Raw genomic sequence first — 19,386 nt, 5'->3', positions numbered from 1 at the left:
GCGCAGGCTTCCGCCGGACGCGCAGGCTTCCGCCGGACGCGCAGGCTTCCGCCGGACGCGCAGGCTTCCGCCGGACGCGCAGGCTTCCGCCGGACGCGCAGGCTTCCGCCGGACGCGCACAGCGCCACGGGGGGCATCGAGCCCCCCGTGGCGCTGGTCGCGCGGGTCCGCGCGACGCCCGGTGGCTCCGCGGGGGGGAGCGGGATCCTGTTGCGCAGTTGATTGGTGGAGGGCTCTCTCGCAACCGGGGTCGCGCGCGCCTCGCGTCCCGAAGCTCGGACAGCGCCGTCGGGGGAGGCTCATCCGCTTCAGGCACGGGCGGGCCGAAGTGGGGATTCCGCGCCGTGGAGGTCCACGAGGAGGCGCTGTCGCCAGAAGGCCAGACTCCTCGCACCGCCGCAGCGTGAAAACTGGCTGACCATGGAACCGGCAGGCCAGCTCTCGCCGGCTCAGGCGGTCAGTTGCCCGGCACCCTTGCCGCCCGGTTCGGAGCAGGACGGCGGCCGGCTTCCTGAAACGGAAGCGCTCCCGCGCCCTGGTGTGCCGGGGCGGGGCGGCGGCGCGCGTCAGCAGCCCGGCACCGGCCGGTCCCCTGTCCCGGCGACCGGGCCTGGCCGGAGGGACCGGGACGGTCCCGACGCGCGCCTGGAGGCGGAGGGGCCTGCCCCTCCCCGACAGGCGCGCTCCCCGGCCGGGCGGGGGGGTCAGGCGGCGGCGGTTTCCGCCCGGTTCTGCGCCCGCCACATGCCGGCGTAGCGGCCGCCCCGGGCCATCAGCGCCTCATGGGTGCCCTGTTCCACCACGCGGCCCGCCTCGATGACCACGATCACGTCGGCGTGGACCACGGTGGAGAGCCGGTGCGCGATGGTGATCACGGTGCGTCCGCGGCCCGCCTCCCGCAGGCTCTCCAGGATGCCGCGTTCGGTGCCGGTGTCCAGCGCCGAGGTCGCCTCGTCCAGCAGCAGGATGCGCGGGTTCTTCAGCAGGGTCCGCGCGATGCCGACGCGCTGCTTCTCGCCGCCCGAGAGCTTCAGGCCGCGCTCGCCGACCAGCGTGTCGTAGCCCTCCGGCAGGCTCTGGATGAAGGCGTGGATGCGCGCGGCACGCGCGGCCTCCTCCACCTCGGCGCGGGTGGCGCCGTGCCGGCCGTAGGCGATGTTGTAGCCCACCGTGTCGTTGAACAGCACCGTGTCCTGCGGCACCACGCCGATGGCGGCGCGGATGCTCTCCTGGGTCACGTCGCGCAGGTCCTGCCCGTCGATGCTCACCCGCCCCGACCAGGTGTCGTAGAAGCGGAACAGCAGCCGCCCCACGGTGGACTTTCCGCCACCCGACGGCCCGACGAGCGCCACCGTCTGCCCCGCGCGCACCTCCAGCGACAGGCCGTGCAGGATCTCGCGGTTGGTCTCGTAGCCGAAGTGGACATCCTCGAAGCGCACCGCCCCGCCGGAGACCGCGAGCGGCGGCGCGCCGGGGCGGTCGATCACCTCGGAGGGCTGGTCCAGCAGCTCGAACAGCTCGCGCATGTCGATCAGCGCCTGGCGGATCTCGCGGTAGACCGTGCCGAGGAAGTTCAGCGGCATGGTGATCTGGATCATGTAGGCGTTGACCATCACGAAATCCCCCGCCGTCAGCGTGCCGGCGCGCACCCCGAGGGCGGCCATCACCATCACGCAGACCAGCCCGGCGGTGAGGATCGCGCTCTGGCCGAAGTTGAGGTAGGCCAGTGTCCAGTTCGTCTCCAGCGCGGCGCGCTCATAGCCGCGCATCGCCGTGTCGTAGCGCTCCGCCTCCCGGGTCTCGGCGCCGAAGTACTTCACCGTCTCGAAGTTCAGCAGCGCGTCGACGGCCTTCTGGTTCGCCTCCTGGTCACGGTCGTTCATCCGCTGGCGGATCTTCACCCGGCGTTCGGTCATCGCGAAGGTGTAGACCACGTAGACCGCGATGGTGAGCACGACCACCAGGAGGTAGGTGATGTCGAAGGCGATCCACAGCACCACCGCCACCATCGCCAGTTCCAGCACCAGCGGCCCGATGGAGAACAGCAGGAAGCGCAGCAGGAACTCCACCCCCTTCACGCCCCGGTCCAGGATGCGGTTCATCGCCCCGGTGCGGCGGCTGAGGTGATAGCGCAGCGACAGGGCGTGGACGTGGCGGAAGCTCTCCAGCGCCAGGGCCCGCAGCGCGCGCTGGCCCACCCGGGCGAAGACGATGTCGCGCAACTGCGCGAAGCCCACGCCCGAGAGCCGCAGCACGCCATAGGCCACCACGCTGCCCACGGTGCCGAGGATCAGCGCCAGCGCCGCGTCGGGCGCCGTGTCGCCGGACATGCCGTCCACCGCGTATTTGAAGAACACCGGCGTGGCCACGGTGGCGAGCTTGGAGACCACCAGCGCCACCAGCGCCAGCACCACGCGCAGCCGGATCACCGGCGCGTCCGCCGGCCAGAGATAGGGCATTACCCGGCGGATGATGCCGATTTCCGCCGATCCCGTGACGGTGCGGTCTCCACGATCCCTGCGCATGTGTCTCCCTGCTCCGGCCAGGCCGGTCTTGCTCAGGGCTCGGACGTCCCCGGCTGCGGAATATCGAAGATCTGACCCGGATAGATGAGGTCGGGGTCACGGATGCGATCCCTGTTGGCCGTGAAGATCTGGGTATAGCGGATGCCCTTGCCCAGATGCACGCGCGCCATCGTCCACAGGTTGTTGCCCGGTTGCACCACCACGGTGCGGGCGCGCGGGTCGGTGTCCGCCCGCGCGGTGAGGCTGTCGGCCGGCGGGAAGTCGCGCTGGAAGGGAATCTCGATGCGGCTCTCCACCGTGTCGCCCGAGGGCGCGAAGGCATCCACCCGCAGCCTGTAGCGCCCGGAATCGAGCCCGGGGAGCGTCTGGCTCCACTGCCCGTCCGCGCCGATGGTCGCGGTGGCGCGCGCCGCGTCGTCGACGTAGATGCGCAGCCGGTCGCCGGGGCGGCCGCGGCCGCGCAGCAGCACCTCGCCGGAGCGGTCATAGCTGATCGAATCGATCACCACCTGCTCGCTGCGCCCGGGATGCGGCGGCTGGAGGATCTCCACCTGCTCGGGCCCTGCGCTCACCACGGTGGGGGCGGCCACCGGCTCTGCACTCTCCTCCGGCGGCAGGGCGAGGATCAGCACCGCGTTGCGCGACACCGCCACATCCACCCCGCCCTCGCGCGAGATCAGCCGGATCTCCTGCGCCTCGCGCTTGAAGTCGGCCTGCACCATGGCCACGAACTCGCCCAGCGAACTTGTGCGCGCCACGGCCTTCACCACCCCGTCGAAGGTGACAGCGATCTCCACATCCGGCCCGGCGCGCCCGGCGATCAGCGTGCTGCCGCTCGCCTCCACCCGCACGAGGTCGAACTCGGGCACCACCAGCGCCGCGGCGGAGGGCTGATGGCCCGGCACCGCCGGCGCGGCGCCTGCGACGACCTCCTCCGGCGCAGAGGCGGCGCCCGGGTCCCGCGTGCCCGCTCCGGCCTCCGACGGCTGTGTGACGGGGGCGGCCGCGCCGGCCACGACGGCGGGAGCCGCGCCGGGGGCCGCGCCCGCGGCCGGGGCGACGGTTTCGGCCGCACCGGGCAGGCCCTCGCCCTTCGGGCTGCCGCCATCCGCCAGGGCTGAGCCGCCGGACGCGGCCGCGTCGGCGGGAACGGCCCCGGCCCCGCGTGCCGCGCCGGCGTCCGGTGACGCGGCCGAGCCGCCTGGGGCCGCAGGATCGGCCTGCGTTGCTGCCGTGGGTGTCGCGGCGCCTGTCTCCGGTGCGGCAGTCCCGGCCTGCGTCGTCGACGCGTCGGGCCCGGACTGCACCGCTGATGCTGGCGGTGCGGCTGCCGTCTGAGCGGCGACAGGTGCGACGTTCGTCTGACTGGCCGCCGCTCCGGCCCGTGTTTGACCGGTGCCCGTTCCGGATTCCGTCTGACTGACCACCCTTCCGGGTTCCGTCTGACTGACGGCCGTTCCGGACCCCGTTTGATTGGCGACCGTTCCGGGCTCCGTTTGATTGGCGGTCGTTCCGGCCTCCGTTTGATTGGCGGCCGTTCCGGCCTCCATTTGATTGGCGGCCGTTCCGGCCTCCATTTGATTGGCGGCCGTTCCGGCCTCCATTTGATTGGCGGCCGTTCCGGCCTCCATTTGATTGGCGGCCGTTCCGGCCTCCATTTGATTGGCGGCCGTTCCGGCCGACGCCTGCCCCGCCGTCGGAGCCGCAGCGACGGGCCCCACGGCGCCCTCCGGCGCGGCCCGTGTCGCGCCCGGGAGCGCCGCTGCGGCGGGTTCAGGGGGCTGTGGTGCTGGCGAGGCGCCGGTGTCGGGTGCCTCGGGGCCGGACGAGGCCCGTTCCGCAGCGGGGGCGGCGCCGGTCTGCGCGGGGGGAGGCGCGAGAAGCACCCTGCCCACGGTGTTGCCCTGCTCGGTGACGGCAGGTTCCGGCGGCCGGGTGGCAAGGTACGCTCCGCCGCCCGCCGCCCCGAGGGCCACGAGAGCGAAAAGGATCCGCGGCACGGATGCCGTACTGGCGGCCAGGCCCGGCCCTGTGTTCAGTTCATTCCCCAAAGCCCTGCCTTTTCTTCACAAACACTGATCAAACCACGCCTGTCGTCTGCGGTCCAGAAGCTATACTGCTGTGACAGAGCGCATGAAAAGAGCGGAGTAACTTCATCATGTCCGAGCCGATCATCCGGGACGTCTGTGTATTCTGCGGGTCACGCACCGGCGTGGACCCGAGCCACGTGGCGGGGGCCGAGCGGGTCGGCGCGCTGCTGGCCGAAGCCGGGATGCGGCTGGTCTACGGCGCCGGCGACGTGGGGATCATGGGCGCGGTGGCCCGGGCGGCCCGGGCAGCGGGCGGCGAGATCTTCGGCGTGGTACCGGAGCATCTGCTGGGCTGCGAGACGGCGGCACGCTCCCGCGCTGGCCTCGTCGTCACCCAGACGATGCACGAGCGCAAGAAGGTGATGTTCATGAATGCCGACGCCATCGTGGCGCTGCCGGGCGGGCCGGGCACGCTGGACGAACTGTTCGAGGTGCTCACCTGGCGGCAGCTCGGCCTGCACGCGAAACCGGTGGTGCTGGGCAATTTCGGCGGCTACTGGACGCCGCTTCTGGCGCTGATCGACGGCTGCATCGCCGGCGGCTTCGCCGATGCGACGTTCCGCGACTATCTCACGGTGTGCGACACGCCGGAGGCCGTGATCGACGCCCTGCGTTCCTGACGCACGAGCCCGATGCTGTAGAGCGCCACGCCGGCCCAGATCAGCGGGAAGGCAACCCCCTCCGCCGGGGTGAAGGCCTCGCCGAAGGCCAGCACGGCCACGAGGAACTGCAGCGTCGGGTTCACGTAGAAGGCCACGCCCACGGTGGAGTAGCGCAGGGTTTTCGCCGCGTAGGAGAACAGCATGAAGGGCACGCCGGTGAGCGGGCCGGAGACCAGCAGCAGCCAGGTCTTCGGGCCGCCGAAGGCCCCTGCCCCGGCGCCGCCCCAGCCGAAGACCTGCGCCCCCGCGATCCAGATCAGCGCCAGCGGCAGGATCCAGATCATCTCCGCGAAGACGGAGGTGACGGGCCCCGAGCTCACCCCCCGCTTGGCCAGCCCGTAGCCGGCGAAGGTGCCGGCCAACGCCAGTGCCAGCCAGGGCAACACCCCGTGCCAGACCGCGATGAACCCCACCGCACAGGCCGCGAGGCCGAAGCCGAGCCCCTGCAGCAGGCCCATGCGCTCGCGCAGCACCGCCCAGCCGATGGCGCCGGCCAGCAGCGGGAAGATGTAATAGCCCAGGCTCGATTCGATGGTCTGGCCACTCTGCACCGCGAAGATGAACAGGAACCAGTTGGAGGAGACCATCACCGCCGCGATCAGCAGCACGCCCATCTCGCGGCGCGAGGCGAGCGCCGCGCGCACCCGCGCCACGCGCCCGGTGAGCAGGATGACACCGGCGAAGAACACGAAGCTCCACAGTGTGCGGTGCGCCAGCACCTCCAGCGCCGGCACCCCGGAGAGCGCGCGGTAATAGAGCGGCGAGAGGCCCCAGATGGTGCAGGCGGCAACGACCGCCGCAAGCCCTGCGAAGCGTTCCATGTCTGTGAGGTCTCCCGAGGTTGCGTCCTTCGCGTAGCAGCCCCGGAGGGCGGAGCACAATGCGCAATGTCGTGGCGGAGGCGCAAAGACGCCCGCGGCATCGGGGAGTGTTGCGCGCGGACATGCCCGCCAGGCCGCTGCCCCGCCGCGCTGCAACGGGGGCGCATGGGGAGACGCCCCCGCGAAGGGATGGCGGATCTCCACGGCAGGATCGTGCAGGACGTCGCCCGGGAAGCAGGCCCCTCAGCGGACGTCCGCTCGGGGGGGATCGTCCCCTGCCCCCGGGACCTTCTCCGGGTCATGGCCCGGGCGGCAGACCCCTCGGGGCGCGGGGAAGCATTGCCCGGGATGCAGACGAGGACGCCCGGGCGAGGCCATCCGCCAGCGCCGGGAGGGCGAGGCCGCAGCGGGCGGCTTTCAGGGCATGGGTCTCGCGGGGTCCCGGCCGGTTGCGCAGGGAACGCCCGCCTCGCCGAGGGGGCGCTGCCCCCGCAGCTCGGCGGGCGTGGTCGCGGCCCGGGCGGGCCGCTTGGCCCGGCGTGACCGCTGGCGGCAGGGCTTCAGCCGGGAGCGCCCCGGGCCATCCTGCCGCGCAACGCAAGACGGCGCCCGCTGGGGGCGCCGCTCGGGGGGCCGTCGGCGCCCCGGGGGGCGCCGCTGGCTGTCAGGGTCGGACGCGGGTTCAGGCCGTCAGGCGCTCGGCCACGTTTTCCCAGTTCACCAGGTTGTCGAGGAAGTTGGTGAGGTAGGCCGGGCGCTTGTTGCGGAAGTCGATGTAGTAGGAATGCTCCCACACGTCGCAGCCCAGCAGGGCGGTCTGGCCGAAGCAGAGCGGGTTCACGCCGTTCTCGGTCTTGGTGACCTTCAGGGACCCGTCGGTGTCCTTCACCAGCCAGGCCCAGCCCGAGCCGAACTGGCCGGCGCCGGCGGCGGAGAACGCCTCCTTGAACTTGTCGACGGAACCGAAGGCCTCGGTGAGGGCCTTCTCCAGCTCGGTCGGCATCGCGGTGGTGCCCGGGCTCATCATGGTCCAGAACTGGGTGTGGTTCCAGTGCTGGGAGGCGTTGTTGAACAGGCCGGACTGGACAAGGGCCCCGTCCTGGTAGGTCGCCTTCACGATTTCCTCCAGGCTCTTGCCCTCATGACCGGAGCCTTCCAGCAGCTTGTTGCCGGTGGTCACGTAGGCGTTGTGGTGCAGGTCGTGGTGATACTCCAGCGTCTCCTTCGACATGCCCTGAGCGGCAAGGGCGTCGTGGGCATAGGGGAGATCGGGAAGTTCGAAAGCCATCTTGAATGTCCTCTCTGTCATGCGGCGGGAAGCGGATGCCTCCCTCCGGTCTGGGTATATAAGGTTAACGACGAAGCTGTTTCAAATGCTCCGGTTGTCAAACCGGAAGCAGCGCCAACCCCACGCGCCGGCCCTCGGCCAAGAGCACGTTGTAGGTCCGGCAGGCGGAGGGTGTCGACATGATCTCCACGCCGATGCCCGCCTCGTCGAGGCAGGTGCGGGTGGCGGCGGGAATGTTGTCGATCTCCGGGCCCATGCCGAACAGCACCACGTCGATGTCCTCCAGCGCGGCGGCGATCGGCGCCACGTCTCCCGGCCCGCCCCAGGGCAGCGACCTGTCGGGCAGCAGCAGCACGGCACCGGTCATCACCTGTCCGCCGATGCGGAAGAAACCCGGGCCATAGCCGTCGACCGGCCGCTGGCCGTCGAAACGGATCTCGTTGAGCTGCATGGCGGGGCTCCTTCTCGGGACGATCAGTCTGGAGGCGCGGCGGTCACGCGCGCCCCTTCAGTAGATGGGAAGCGCCAGCAGGGCGGCAACCCCCATGATGGCATAGGCAGCATAGCGGAAGTCGCGCTCGCCCGCCAAACCGAACAGCCGGCCGCCGGCCATGTTGGCCAGCGTGTGCGGCACGGTGAGGACGAGGCCGAGCGCCACGGATTGCACGGTGAGCAGGCCGCTGGCCGCGATCACCCCCGCGCCCAGCAGGGTGGAGGCGTAGAAGAACACGAAAAGCGCCGAGCGGATCTCCACCGCGCCGCGCTGCCCGCCGAGGTAGAACAGCACCACCGGCGGCCCGGCGACACCGGCGAACCCGCCGCCGATGCCGGCGAGGAACCCGGTGGCGAGCTTCACCGCCGGGCCGGGCGTGCGCCGGTAGCGCCAGCCGCTGAGGAAGGCGGCCAGGGCGGCGAGGCAGATCAGCGCCACCAGGAGGCGGAAACCGGCCGGATCCACGCTCATCAGCAGCCAGATGCCCAGCGGCACCCCGACCACGGCGCCGAGCGACAGGCGCAGCACCTCGCGCCGGTCCGCCCGCCGGAGGGCGTCGGGCATCAGCGGCAGCGGCCCGAAGAGGTTCATCACCAGGAAGGCGACGCGCAGGTCCCGCGGTTCGGCGATCAGCGCGCCGAGCGGCATGAACACCAGCGCCGCGCCGAAGCCCGAGAAGCCGCGCACCACCCCGGCCAGCACCGCGAAGAGCGCCAGCCAGGCGGTCTGCGGCGTGGCGAGGTCAGCCCAGAGCCCGGCCACGCCCGGGAGCCCTCAGGCGTCGATGTTGGCGAACTGGGTGCCGGCCTTGGAGTTCGGCTTGTCCGAACGGTCCACCCCCAGCCAGAACACCACCACGCCCGCGACGTAGATGGACGAGTAGGTACCGATCAGCACGCCCCAGATCATCGCGAAGGTGAAGCCCGAGATCACCGGCCCGCCGAGGAAATAGAGCGAGAGCAGCGCGATGAGCGTGGTGCCCGAGGTCATCAGCGTGCGCGACAGCGTCTCGTTGGTGGAGAGGTTGATGATCTCGCCGAGGTCCATCTTCTTGTACTTGCGCAGGTTCTCGCGCACGCGGTCGAAGACGATCACCGTGTCGTTGAGCGAATAGCCCACGATGGTGAGCAGCGCCGCGATGATGGAGAGCGAGAATTCCAGCTGCAGCAGCGAGAACAGCCCGAGCGTGAGGAACACGTCATGCACGAGGCTGATGACCGCGGCGACGGCGAACTGCCACTCGAAGCGCAGCCAGATGTAGATCACCACGGCCACGACGGAGAGCACCACGGCCAGCACGCCGGCCTGGATCAGCTCGCCGGAGACCTTGCCGCCCACGCTGGCGACCGAGACGAACTCCACGTCCGGGATCGCGGCTTTGAGCTTCTGCTGCACCGTGGCGATGGCGCTTTGCTGCACGTCCGCGTCGTCGCCCTGCTCGACGATGCGCAGCATCACCTGGTGGCGCGGGTCGGCGGAGGCGCCGGTGTCGGTGATGCGCGAGATGGTCACCTCGCCCACCCCGGCATCGGCCAGCGCGTCGCGATACTGCGCCACGGCGACATCCTGCGGCGTGGCCGTCTGGATCATCGTGCCGCCGCGGAAGTCGATGCCGAAGTTGAGCCCGACCACGAGCAGCAGCACGATGGAGGCCAGCGTGCTGAGCCCGGTGAAGCCGATGGCGATCTTGCGCAGGCCCAGGAAGTCGAACTTCGTGGCGTGCGGGATGAGTTTCAGTGCCATGATCGCCCCTCAGATGTTGATCGTCTTCGGCCGCGCGCGGCGGATGTAGAACGCCATGAGCAGCCGGGTGACGTAGATCGCCGTGAAGACCGAGGTCACGACACCGATGCCGAGCGTGACGGCGAAGCCGCGCACCGGCCCCGAGCCCACCCAGAACAGGATGACGACCGCGATGAGCGTGGTGATGTTCGCGTCCAGAATCGCCGAGAAGGCCCGCGAGAAGCCCTGCTCCACCGCCCGGGCGACGCCCTTCGCGCTGGCCAGTTCCTCGCGGATGCGCTCGAAGATCAGCACGTTGGCATCCACCGCCATGCCGATGGTGAGCACGATGCCGGCGATGCCCGGCAGCGTGAGCGTGGCCCCGATGGTGCTGAGCACCGCGAACATGATCGCCACGTTGGCCAGCAGCGCCACGTTGGCGAAGACGCCGTAAAGCCCGTAGGTGAGCCACATGAAGCCCATCACCGCGATGAAGGCCACGATGCTGGCCACGGTGCCGGCGTCGATGCTGTCCTGCCCCAGTTCGGGGCCGACGATGCGCTGTTCGAGCACGTTGATGCCCGCGGGCAGCGCGCCGGCGCGCAGCAGGATGGAGAGGTTGGTCGCCTCCTGCACGGTGAAGGAGCCGGTGATGACACCCGAGCCGCCGGTGATCGCGCTCTGGATGCGCGGGGCGGAGATGATCCGGTCATCCAGCACGATGGCGAAGAGCTTGCCGATGTTGTCGCGCGTGTAGTCGCCGAACTTGCGCGCGCCCACGGCGTCGAAGCGGAAGCTCACGTCCGGCAGGCCGTTCTGGTCGAAGCTCGGCTGGCTGTCGACGAGGTTGTCCCCCGTCACCACCGGCGCGCGCTCGACCACGAAGTACTGGCCGCTCTCCTGGTCGGGGAGCAGCAACTCGTCGAAGCCCACCTGCTCGCCGGCCTGCGCGGTGCGGATGACGGGGTGGAAGGACAGCGCGGCGGTCTTGCCGATGATGTCGAGCAGCTCCTCCGCCGAGCCGATGCCCGGCACCTCGATGACGATACGGTCATCGCCCTGGCGCTGGATGCTCGGCTCCCGGGTGCCGGATTCGTCCACGCGGCGGCGGATGATCTCCAGCGACTGGGCCATGGTGCGGCTGTTCGCGGCGGTCTTCTCCGCCTCGGTGAGCTGGATGGTGATGAGCCCGCCGCCGCTGTCCTCCACCGAGAGCGCGTTCGCCCCGGAGATGGAGCGAATGGCGGAGATGGCGCTGCCCACGGCATCGGCATTGTCGATGTGCACTTTCAGCACGCCCGGCTCGGCCTGCTGGCGGCGCACCGAGTTCACGCCGGAGAGGCCGCGCAACTGGTCGCGCACCTCCGGCCAGTAGCCCTCGATGAGCGTGTTGTAGACATCCGCCACCCGCACTTCGACGAGCAGGTGCACGCCGCCGCGCAGGTCCAGGCCGAGGTTCACCAGGTTGGAGGGCGCCCAGGCCGGCCAAGCCGCGAGATCGGCCTGCTGCTCCGGGGTCAGCGTGGCGCCGGCCTCGACGAGCGCGCGGGCGTCATTGGCCCTTTCCACCCTTGCATAGAAGAAGTTCGGCAGGGCGAACACGACGCCGACCAGCACGACAAGCCAGATCAGCGCCGATTTGAAAGGGCCAAAATGCAGCATTTTTCGTCTTTCCGCGAGGCGGGGAGCCGCCGGAGCGGGCCGCCCCGGCTGATCAGCTTTCGGTGGTGGCAGGCTCGGTCTTGGAAGTGACCTGGGCGATGGTGGCGCGGATGACGCGGATCTTCACGCCATCGGCGATCTCGAGCTCCACCTCGCCGTCTTCCTTGACCTTCACCACCTTGCCGACGATGCCGCCCTGGGTGATGACCTGGTCACCGCGACGCAGAGCATCCAGCATGGCCCTGTGCTGCTTGGCCTTCTTCTGCTGCGGCCGGATCATGAGAAAATACATGATCGCGAAAATCAGTACGAACGGGATAAGACCCTCGATGCCCTGCATCCACCATTTCCCTTGTTGCGCCGGTCCTGCCGGCCCTTGTGTGCCGGGCCCCCACGAGGCCCGGAAAATCGCGCGGACACTAGCCGTGCGCACCGGGCTTGGCAAGCCGGTGCACCGGCAGATAGGCACTCGCGATCAGGCTGGGAAGGGCGCAAGGCACCGAATGATGGAACGTCGCGGCCAAGGAGACAGTTTCCCCCCGCCACGGAATATTGCATAACCCCGCCGTTACCGAACCCTGACCGAGGCAAAAGCCATGCATGACATCCGCCAGATCCGCGAAAACCCCGCGGCCTTCGACGCCGCTCTCAGCCGTCGCGGACTGTCCTCGGTGTCCGCCGGGATCCTGGCGCTCGACGCGCGCCGCCGCGAGACGGTGACCGCGCAGGACGCCGCGCTGGCCGAGCGCAACGCGGCCTCCAGGCTGGTGGGCGCCGCCAAGGGCCGCGGCGACGATGCGGAGTTCGAGCGCCTGCGCGGCCTGGTCGCGCAGAAGAAGGACGAGATCGCCCGTCTGGAGGCCGAGGTGCGCGCCTGCGACGAGGCGCTGACCGACGCGCTCATGGGCCTGCCCAACCTGCCCTTCGAGGACATTCCCGACGGGCTGGACGAGTCCGGCAACGTGGAGATGCGCCGCTGGGGCGTCCCGCGGGATTTCGCCTTCACCCCGAAGGAGCATTACGAGATTCCGGCCGCCCTGCCGGGGCTGGACTTCGAGACCGCGGCGCGCCTCTCCGGCAGCCGCTTCGTGGTGCTCACCGGCGCGATGGTCCGGCTGCACCGGGCGCTGGCCCAGTTCATGCTGGATACCCATGTCGAGGAAAACGGCCTGACGGAGACCTGGACCCCGATCCTGGTGAAGCCCGAGGCGATGTACGGCACCGGCCAGCTGCCGAAGTTCGCCGAGGACAGCTACGAGACCACCAACGGCTGGTGGCTGATCCCCACCTCGGAGGTGACGCTCACCAACACCGTGGCCGGGCAGACCCTGCCGCCCGAGGCGCTGCCGAAGCGGATGACCGCGCACACCCAGTGCTTCCGCTCCGAGGCGGGTTCCGCCGGCCGCGACACCGCCGGCATGCTGCGCCAGCACCAGTTCGAGAAGGTGGAGATGGTTTCCGTCACCCGCCCGGAAGACAGCCGCGCCGAGCTGGACCGGATGACCGCCTGCGCCGAGGACATCCTGGTGAAGCTGGGCATCCCCTACCGCACCGTGGTGCTCTGCGCCGGCGACATGGGCTTCGGCGCCCGCCGCACCCATGACATCGAGGCCTGGCTGCCGGGGCAGAACACCTACCGCGAAATCTCCTCCTGCTCGGTCTGCGGCGATTTCCAGGCCCGGCGGATGAACGCCCGCTTCCGCCCCGCCGATGGCGAGAAGCCGGAGTTCGTGCACACGCTCAACGGCTCGGGCCTGGCCGTGGGCCGCTGCCTGATCGCGGTGCTGGAGAATTACCAGGAGGCCGACGGCTCCGTCACCCTGCCCGAGGTGCTGGTGCCCTACATGCGCGGCCACACCCGGATCCTGCCGGACGGCACGCTGGCCTGACCCCGCGTCGCGCGGGCCTCTGCTATGGGCCACGCCCCGGCCTGCGGGACGCAGCGGCCAGCCAAGCCGGAGCTCCCCCCGGGGGTGGTCATACCCCACGTGGCGCGGCCCGCTCCGGCGGGCCACGCCCTGGCCTCCGGGACGCAGCGGCCAGCCAAGCCGGCGCTCCGCCCGGGGCGGCTTTCCGGACGTGCCCGCAGCGCGGCGGGGTCTGCCCGGGAGTTGCCTTTCCGGACACACCGCCGGACGGCGGGGTGCGCTAGGGTGTGCCTTTACGAGCACATCTCTGGACGGCGGGCTGCGCCCTTGGGGGAGACTTTCCGGGCGCGACGGCACGGGCAGGCTGTGGCGCTTCATGTCACGGCTCTCCCCGCGTCTGTCCGGGTGGCGCAGGGCCCCGCGGTCTCAGACTGAGCAGCGGTAGCGTGACTGCACGAGTCCGGAGGGAAAGGCGCGGGTTTCCTGGTGTTCCAGGCGCAGGTCTCCCGACAGCGGGCCGAACAGCGGGATGCCCGCGCCGATCAGCACCGGGATGCGCGACAGCGTCATTTCCGAGATCAGCCCGGCGCGCAGGAAGGACTGGACCACCCGTCCGCCGTCCACCCACACGCGCCGCCAGCCCCGGGCCGAGAGCGTGTCGAACAGGGCGGCCGGCGTGGCGTCGCTGAAGCTCAGCCGCCCCTCCAGCCCCTCGGGCACCGGCAGGTCGACGAGGCTGTGCGACAGCACCACCACCGGCCGCTCGTAGGGCCAGGCGCCGAAACCGAGCACGGTCTCGAAGGTGCTGCGGCCCATCACAACGCCGTCCATGCCGGCGCCGAAGCGGGCATAGCCGTAATCCTCGTCCTCGCGCTCCACCGCGGCCAGCCAGTCGATGCCGCCGTCCGGCCGGGCGATATACCCGTCAACGCTCACGCCGATGAAGACATGTCCGGAGATCATCGCCCCCTCCCCCGTTGCCTGCCCCGCGGCCCGTCGCCGCTGCCCCGCCGGCAAGCGGAACGCGCGGTGGCCCGGCCGGGCGCCACGAAAAAGCCCGGTCGCGGGACCGGGCTTGCGGAATTCTCAGCCACGCGAGGCGCCTGCCGGACGCTCAGTGGGTCCAGGCGCCGCGGCGGTTATGGGCGAAGTTCTCGCCATAGCCCCGCGGGCGCACGTTGGGCTTGCGCGGCTTGGGGTCCTCCACCTGGAAGGGAATGCCCTTGCGCTCGGCATAGTCGATGGCGGCTTCGCGGCTTTCGAAGGTCATCCGCACCTGCGAGCGCATGTCGCCCGAACCCTGCCAGCCCATCAGCGGATCGACCCGCTTCGGGTCCTCCGGCGCGAATTCCAGAACCCAGCTGCGGGTCTTGGCCATGCCGGACTGCATGGCGTTGCGGGCAGGCTTGAAAATGCGAGCGAGCATGCGGCAATCTCTCCTAGTGTTCCTGGTGAGGTTATCTCCCAATCGCCGGGCCGACGCAATACCGCGGCTGCGAAGGACCCCTTGCAGGCCCCGGCGTGGAAAGGCCCCGGCGCGGGGCAGGATCTGTTTTTGGGGGAATGCAAGGCAGATCAAGCGAGGGATCACCAGTCGACCGCGAGGGAGCGAGGGGTGGGGTGGGTGGTGCTGCGACCGACCGGTGACCGTCTCTTGCTGCTTGCATCATCTTGATACACTGCGGGCTTCCGGCGTGGCAAGAGAAAACTTCCCAAGAAATTGAATTTTATGCGTCACGTTCAACCTCAGGTTTCATGGGAAATGACCGGTGAATCGAGTTGAAACTCGCCCGGTCAGCGTCAGAATGGGGTGGAGGAGTTAACAAACCATGCTCATCGACGCCCTGACCACCGTTCCGCAGGATCCGCAACGCCACAAGACCGAGGGTGGCAAGCGGATCGTGATGGAATCACCCTTCCAGCCGGCGGGGGACCAGCCGACCGCGATCGCCGAGCTGGTCGCCGGCGTGCAGTCGGGGGAACGCGACCAGGTTCTGCTCGGCGCCACCGGCACCGGCAAGACCTTCACCATGGCCAAGATCATCGAAGCCACCCAGCGCCCGGCAATCATCCTGGCACCGAACAAGACCCTCGCGGCGCAGCTCTACGGAGAGTTCAAGAATTTCTTCCCGTACAACGCCGTGGAGTATTTCGTCTCCTACTACGACTACTACCAGCCAGAAGCCTATGTGGCCCGCACCGATACGTTCATCGAGAAGGAAAGCCAGATCAACGAGCAGATCGACCGGATGCGCCACTCGGCCACCCGCGCGCTGCTGGAGCGCGACGACGTGATCATCGTGGCCTCCGTCTCCTGCATCTACGGCATCGGCTCGCCGGAAACCTATGGCGCGATGACCCAGGAGCTGATCGCCGGCAACACCTATGACCAGCGCGAATTCCTCGGAGACCTCGTCACCCAGCAGTACAAGCGCAACGATCAGGCCTTCCAGCGCGGCTCGTTCCGGGTGCGGGGCGATTCGGTGGAACTGTGGCCCGCCCACCTTGAGGACCGCGCCTGGCGCTTCTCCTTCTTCGGGGAGGAACTGGAGGACATCCAGGAATTCGACCCCCTCACCGGCGAGCGCACCGCGAAGCTGGAGCGCACCCGCATCTACGCCAACTCGCATTACGTGACCCCGCGGCCCACGATCAACCAGGCGATCAGGTCCATCAAGGAGGAGCTGCGCCGCCGGCTGGACCAGTTCGTCTCCGAGGGCAAGCTGCTGGAGGCCCAGCGGCTGGAGCAGCGCACCAATTTCGACATCGAGATGCTGGAGGCCACCGGCGTGTGCAACGGCATCGAGAACTACTCGCGCTACCTCACCGGCCGCGCCCCGGGCGAGCCGCCCCCGACCCTGTTCGAATACATCCCCGACAATGCGATCGTGTTTGCCGATGAGAGCCATGTCTCGGTTCCGCAGATCGGCGGCATGTTCAAGGGCGACTACCGGCGCAAGTTCACGCTGGCCGAACACGGGTTCCGCCTGCCCTCCTGCATGGACAACCGCCCGCTGAAATTCGAGGAATGGGACGCGATGCGCCCGCAGTCGGTCTTCGTGTCGGCCACGCCGGGCAAGTGGGAGATGGAGCAGACCGGCGGCGTGTTCGCCGAGCAGGTGATCCGCCCCACCGGGCTCATCGACCCGCCGGTGGAGATCCGCCCCGTCTCCATGCAGGTGGACGACCTGCTCGACGAGGTGCGCAAGGTGGCCGCCCAGGGCAACCGGGCCCTGGTGACCACGCTCACCAAGCGCATGGCGGAGGATCTCACCGAATACCTGCACGAGCAGGGCATCCGCGTGCGCTACATGCATTCGGACATCGACACGATCGAGCGCATCGAGATCCTGCGCGACTTGCGGCTGGGCGCCTTCGACGTGCTGATCGGCATCAACCTGCTGCGCGAGGGGCTCGACATTCCCGAATGCGCGCTGGTGGCGATCCTCGATGCGGACAAGGAAGGCTTCCTGCGCTCGGAGACCTCGCTGGTTCAGACCATCGGCCGCGCGGCGCGCAATTCCGAGGGCCGGGTGATCATGTATGCCGACAAGATGACCGGCTCCATGGAGCGCGCGATCGGCGAGACCAACCGCCGCCGGGAGAAGCAGGAAGCCTACAACCTCGCACACGGCATCACCCCCGAGACCATCCGCAAGAACGTGGAGGACATTCTCGACGGGGTCTGGGCCGGGGACACCGACCAGTCGCGCATCACCGCGAAGACCGGGGCGAAGGCGCTGGTGGGCGGCAACCTGCAGGCGCATCTCGACGCGCTGCGCAAGGAGATGATGAAGGCGGCGGAGAACCTGGAGTTCGAGGAGGCCGCCCGGCTGCGCGACGAGGTCAAGCGCCTGGAGGCCGTCGAACTGGCGGTGGCGGACGACCCCCTCGCCCGACAGGCCGCGGTGGAGGCCGCCTCGAGCCCGCGCACCGGCCGGTCCACCGCGGGCAAGGGCGGCACGAGGGCCTATCGCGGGCAATCGAAGAAGAAGGCGTTCTGAGGCCCGGAGCCCCTGCCCGCCACACCCGGCGACAGGGGCGGTCCGCGCAACGCTTTGTTAACCATGATGCGATGAAGTCTTTCCCGAACCAGGGGAAGACATCATGTTGCGGCCCGCCACCATCGCCATCCTCCGCCTCGGCTGCGCAGCACTGCTCGCGGCCGGGCCCTTCTGGGCCGCTGGCGCCCGCGCCGGGGCCTGGCCGCGGGGCGAGGGTGCAGCCTTCCTGTCGCTCAGCACCCTGCTCAGCACGCCGGCGCGCGAATTCCCCCTGCCGCGCACGGAATTCGGCAACCGGGTGGAGCTTTACGGCGAATACGGCCTCACGGCGGACTGGACGCTGGGCTTCGACCTCGCCGATGCGCCGGGAGACTTCGGCGAGACCACCGGCATCGCCTTCGCCCGCCGCACGGTGTGGCAGGGCGCGCGGGATGTCTTCGCCCTCGAATTCGGCCTTGGCATGCGCCACGACGAGGACAGCGGCACGTCGGCCCGCCTGCGGCCCGGCGCCTCCTGGGGGCGCGGCTTCGAGACCGGATGGGGCGGCGGCTGGATGGGGCTGGAGAGCTCGGTGGAATTCACCCCGCCCGAAGACACGCTCATCCTGAAGCTCGATGCCACCATCGGCCTGCGGCCGACGGAGAACTGGGCGCTGTTCGCCCAGTTGCAGAACACCCGCATCACCGACAGCGGCACCTACATCAAGATCGAACCCTCCGCCGCCTACCGGCTGAGCGAGTCGAGCCGGATCGTCCTGGGCGTGAACATCGGCCTGTACGGCGACACGGACCTCGGCGTGAAACTGTCGAGCTGGCTGGAGTTCTGAGGCGAATCACTTCGCCGCCCCGCGCTCCGCGGCGCGGCGATCGCGAGGTTCCGAGGGGCCGGAGCGGCTGATCACAACCTGGGCGAGTGTTGCGAATTTCGCACTCGCTCCAGACGCATGCGATTTGCAAAAAATGGCCAATCCCGCAGGAAAATGGTCGAATCCGCCTGGTTGCTGCCATATTATTGCAGCATAGTCTGAGCCACTGGGCATTCCGCCCGATTGTCACACCACCGCAGGAATTGCCCGCAGCCCGCAAATTTTATGGGCAGGGACTACGTTTCTTTTTATATAATTGGCCGGGAAATGATTTCCGCGTCGGTCATCAGGGTAATGATTTCAGTCATGTACAGGGCCATCCGAAGATCATTTTTCAAGAACGGGCTCCAGCCGGAGAGATCGGCGAGGGCAGCCCGGCACAAGAGCGGGCCGTTCCGGCCCAGGTGCCCCGGGGGAGGCATGACACCAGGATGTCCGCCGGCAGGCAGCCCCTCGCCGCTCACCACCGCAGCCGGCTACCGCCCGGAACGGGCGAGGGTCGCGCGCCCGGCCCTGCCGCACCTGAGGCGCGGCCGCTCCCCTGCCCTTCGCTCCGCTGTCATGGCACCGTTTCTTAATGCGGCGGGGGTCCCCTATCCCCTTGCAGGCGCGACCCACGGGTCGCTGCCCTGTCCGAAGCCTACCGAAACAAGAACAGGGCGCGCCCCGTCCGTCCCGGAACTGAGGAAAGAGCAGTCCTTTGACGTCTCATAAGAAAGCGACCGGTTTTCGGCTGCCGCGCACGCTCGCGGCCGGCCTCGCCCTGTTCACCGCCCTCGCGGGCTGCACCATGGAGCCCCGCTCCCTGGAGGAAATCGTCAACAAGGGGATGTGGCAGCGCGTGCCGAAGACCGCCGCCTGGGTGCCCGCGCCCTCGGCGCTCATCGTGCTGCAGCGCTCCGTCGACGGCCATTCGACCCAGCGGATCACGCTGGCCAACGACACCGCCTCCAAGGGCGAGAACTTCATCCAGATGCGCGCCGGCACCGGCAACAACCTGCCCTGGGGCCGGCCCGCGCAGTATGACACCCTGCTGTCGGACATCGGCGGCGCCACCCCCGCGCCCTTCGAGGATCTGAGCCCCGGCCAGATGTTCACCGGGCAGGACGCGCTCGGCCCCTACACCTTCGCCACGGCCAATCCGAAGCCTGGCATGAATTGCGTCTACGTGCTGCGCCGGCTCGATTCCGACCGGCTGTGGATCCAGACCACCGACAGCTACGTCGACTTCCAGATGCGCAACTGCGTGACCGGGCCGGTGGCGCAGGCGATGATCCCCTTCACCACCGCGATGACCGCGGGAACGATGGCCCGCGGCCCGCAGGGCACCGTGCCCGCCTCCCTGCCCAACCTGTCGCCCTTCGCGGCGCCCACCCAATGATCCGC

General features: G+C 69.5%; 16 protein-coding genes. 5 read left to right on the top strand and 11 right to left on the bottom strand.

Annotation, left to right across the window (positions count from 1 at the left end; translation table 11 throughout):
• Positions 1-704: 704 nt before the first annotated feature.
• On the bottom strand, positions 705-2,525 hold the full coding sequence (locus FDP22_RS11635; RefSeq protein ID WP_138573133.1) for an ABCB family ABC transporter ATP-binding protein/permease: 1,821 nt from the start codon (positions 2,523-2,525) through the stop codon (positions 705-707).
• Between the two features lie 32 nt (positions 2,526-2,557).
• Positions 2,558-3,430 (bottom strand): LysM peptidoglycan-binding domain-containing protein, encoded by an 873-nt coding sequence (locus FDP22_RS11630; protein WP_143972258.1) that lies wholly within the window; start codon positions 3,428-3,430, stop codon positions 2,558-2,560.
• A gap of 1,253 nt (positions 3,431-4,683) precedes the next feature.
• Here FDP22_RS11630 and FDP22_RS11625 point away from each other — a divergent pair.
• Positions 4,684-5,235 carry an LOG family protein gene (locus tag FDP22_RS11625; protein WP_138573129.1) on the top strand — a complete coding sequence of 184 codons (552 nt, stop codon included), beginning with the start codon at positions 4,684-4,686 and terminating at the stop codon, positions 5,233-5,235.
• On the opposite strand, the gene rarD is transcribed toward FDP22_RS11625, so the two are convergent.
• The 7 genes from rarD to yajC form a co-directional block, all read right to left on the bottom strand.
• Positions 5,181-6,098: an EamA family transporter RarD gene (rarD, locus tag FDP22_RS11620; protein ID WP_138573127.1), complete on the bottom strand. Its 918-nt coding sequence runs from the start codon at positions 6,096-6,098 to the stop codon at positions 5,181-5,183. The two genes, FDP22_RS11625 and rarD, sit on opposite strands and share 55 nt — an antisense overlap.
• A 682-nt stretch (positions 6,099-6,780) precedes the next feature.
• Positions 6,781-7,386, bottom strand: coding sequence for a superoxide dismutase (locus tag FDP22_RS11615; protein ID WP_138573125.1), 606 nt, complete (start codon positions 7,384-7,386; stop codon positions 6,781-6,783).
• A 97-nt stretch (positions 7,387-7,483) separates the two neighbouring features.
• Entirely contained in the window at positions 7,484-7,837 is a 354-nt protein-coding gene (locus FDP22_RS11610; RefSeq protein ID WP_138573123.1) for an Mth938-like domain-containing protein, read from the bottom strand.
• A 57-nt stretch (positions 7,838-7,894) separates the two neighbouring features.
• Entirely contained in the window at positions 7,895-8,641 is a 747-nt protein-coding gene (locus FDP22_RS11605; protein ID WP_138573121.1) for a sulfite exporter TauE/SafE family protein, read from the bottom strand.
• Positions 8,642-8,653: 12 nt separating this feature from the next.
• Positions 8,654-9,622 (bottom strand): protein translocase subunit SecF, encoded by a 969-nt coding sequence (gene secF, locus FDP22_RS11600; RefSeq protein ID WP_138573119.1) that lies wholly within the window; start codon positions 9,620-9,622, stop codon positions 8,654-8,656.
• A gap of 9 nt (positions 9,623-9,631) precedes the next feature.
• Complete coding sequence (gene secD, locus FDP22_RS11595) at positions 9,632-11,263, bottom strand: protein translocase subunit SecD (RefSeq protein WP_138573117.1); 1,632 nt, start codon at positions 11,261-11,263, stop codon at positions 9,632-9,634.
• A gap of 52 nt (positions 11,264-11,315) precedes the next feature.
• Positions 11,316-11,603: a preprotein translocase subunit YajC gene (gene yajC, locus FDP22_RS11590; protein WP_138573115.1), complete on the bottom strand. Its 288-nt coding sequence runs from the start codon at positions 11,601-11,603 to the stop codon at positions 11,316-11,318.
• Between the two features lie 256 nt (positions 11,604-11,859).
• On the opposite strand from yajC, the gene serS reads away from it, so the two are divergent.
• On the top strand, positions 11,860-13,152 hold the full coding sequence (gene serS / locus FDP22_RS11585; RefSeq protein WP_138573113.1) for a serine--tRNA ligase: 1,293 nt from the start codon (positions 11,860-11,862) through the stop codon (positions 13,150-13,152).
• A gap of 405 nt (positions 13,153-13,557) precedes the next feature.
• Here serS and FDP22_RS11580 read toward each other — a convergent pair whose 3' ends face one another.
• Together FDP22_RS11580 and FDP22_RS11575 are read right to left on the bottom strand one after the other, a co-directional pair.
• Complete coding sequence (locus FDP22_RS11580) at positions 13,558-14,094, bottom strand: dihydrofolate reductase family protein (protein WP_138573111.1); 537 nt, start codon at positions 14,092-14,094, stop codon at positions 13,558-13,560.
• Between the two features lie 151 nt (positions 14,095-14,245).
• Positions 14,246-14,557 carry an ETC complex I subunit gene (locus tag FDP22_RS11575; protein WP_138573109.1) on the bottom strand — a complete coding sequence of 104 codons (312 nt, stop codon included), beginning with the start codon at positions 14,555-14,557 and terminating at the stop codon, positions 14,246-14,248.
• A 403-nt stretch (positions 14,558-14,960) separates the two neighbouring features.
• Between FDP22_RS11575 and uvrB the strand changes: the two genes are divergently transcribed.
• From uvrB to bcsN, 3 genes are all read left to right on the top strand, one after another.
• Entirely contained in the window at positions 14,961-17,135 is a 2,175-nt protein-coding gene (gene uvrB / locus FDP22_RS11570; protein ID WP_138573107.1) for an excinuclease ABC subunit UvrB, read from the top strand.
• Between the two features lie 103 nt (positions 17,136-17,238).
• Positions 17,239-17,961, top strand: coding sequence for a hypothetical protein (locus FDP22_RS11565; RefSeq protein ID WP_138573105.1), 723 nt, complete (start codon positions 17,239-17,241; stop codon positions 17,959-17,961).
• 739 nt (positions 17,962-18,700) lie between these two features.
• Positions 18,701-19,381 (top strand): cellulose biosynthesis protein BcsN, encoded by a 681-nt coding sequence (gene bcsN / locus FDP22_RS11560; protein WP_138573103.1) that lies wholly within the window; start codon positions 18,701-18,703, stop codon positions 19,379-19,381.
• Positions 19,382-19,386 lie beyond the last annotated feature (5 nt).

It is taken from the genome of Paroceanicella profunda (assembly GCF_005887635.2).
Classification (GTDB): domain Bacteria; phylum Pseudomonadota; class Alphaproteobacteria; order Rhodobacterales; family Rhodobacteraceae; genus Paroceanicella; species Paroceanicella profunda.
Note: the sequence above shows the minus strand (reverse complement) of the source record. Positions and strands in the feature narration are given on the sequence as shown.

Coding starts and splice junctions, on each gene's coding strand:
- serS (WP_138573113.1), top strand. CDS start 11,860: ATGCATGACATCCGCCAGATCCGCGAAAACCCCGCGGCCTTCGACGCC.
- yajC (WP_138573115.1), bottom strand. CDS start 11,603: ATGCAGGGCATCGAGGGTCTTATCCCGTTCGTACTGATTTTCGCGATC.
- FDP22_RS11565 (WP_138573105.1), top strand. CDS start 17,239: ATGTTGCGGCCCGCCACCATCGCCATCCTCCGCCTCGGCTGCGCAGCA.
- FDP22_RS11625 (WP_138573129.1), top strand. CDS start 4,684: ATGTCCGAGCCGATCATCCGGGACGTCTGTGTATTCTGCGGGTCACGC.
- secF (WP_138573119.1), bottom strand. CDS start 9,622: ATGGCACTGAAACTCATCCCGCACGCCACGAAGTTCGACTTCCTGGGC.
- FDP22_RS11615 (WP_138573125.1), bottom strand. CDS start 7,386: ATGGCTTTCGAACTTCCCGATCTCCCCTATGCCCACGACGCCCTTGCC.
- FDP22_RS11610 (WP_138573123.1), bottom strand. CDS start 7,837: ATGCAGCTCAACGAGATCCGTTTCGACGGCCAGCGGCCGGTCGACGGC.
- rarD (WP_138573127.1), bottom strand. CDS start 6,098: ATGGAACGCTTCGCAGGGCTTGCGGCGGTCGTTGCCGCCTGCACCATC.
- FDP22_RS11635 (WP_138573133.1), bottom strand. CDS start 2,525: ATGCGCAGGGATCGTGGAGACCGCACCGTCACGGGATCGGCGGAAATC.
- secD (WP_138573117.1), bottom strand. CDS start 11,263: ATGCTGCATTTTGGCCCTTTCAAATCGGCGCTGATCTGGCTTGTCGTG.
- uvrB (WP_138573107.1), top strand. CDS start 14,961: ATGCTCATCGACGCCCTGACCACCGTTCCGCAGGATCCGCAACGCCAC.
- FDP22_RS11580 (WP_138573111.1), bottom strand. CDS start 14,094: ATGATCTCCGGACATGTCTTCATCGGCGTGAGCGTTGACGGGTATATC.
- FDP22_RS11575 (WP_138573109.1), bottom strand. CDS start 14,557: ATGCTCGCTCGCATTTTCAAGCCTGCCCGCAACGCCATGCAGTCCGGC.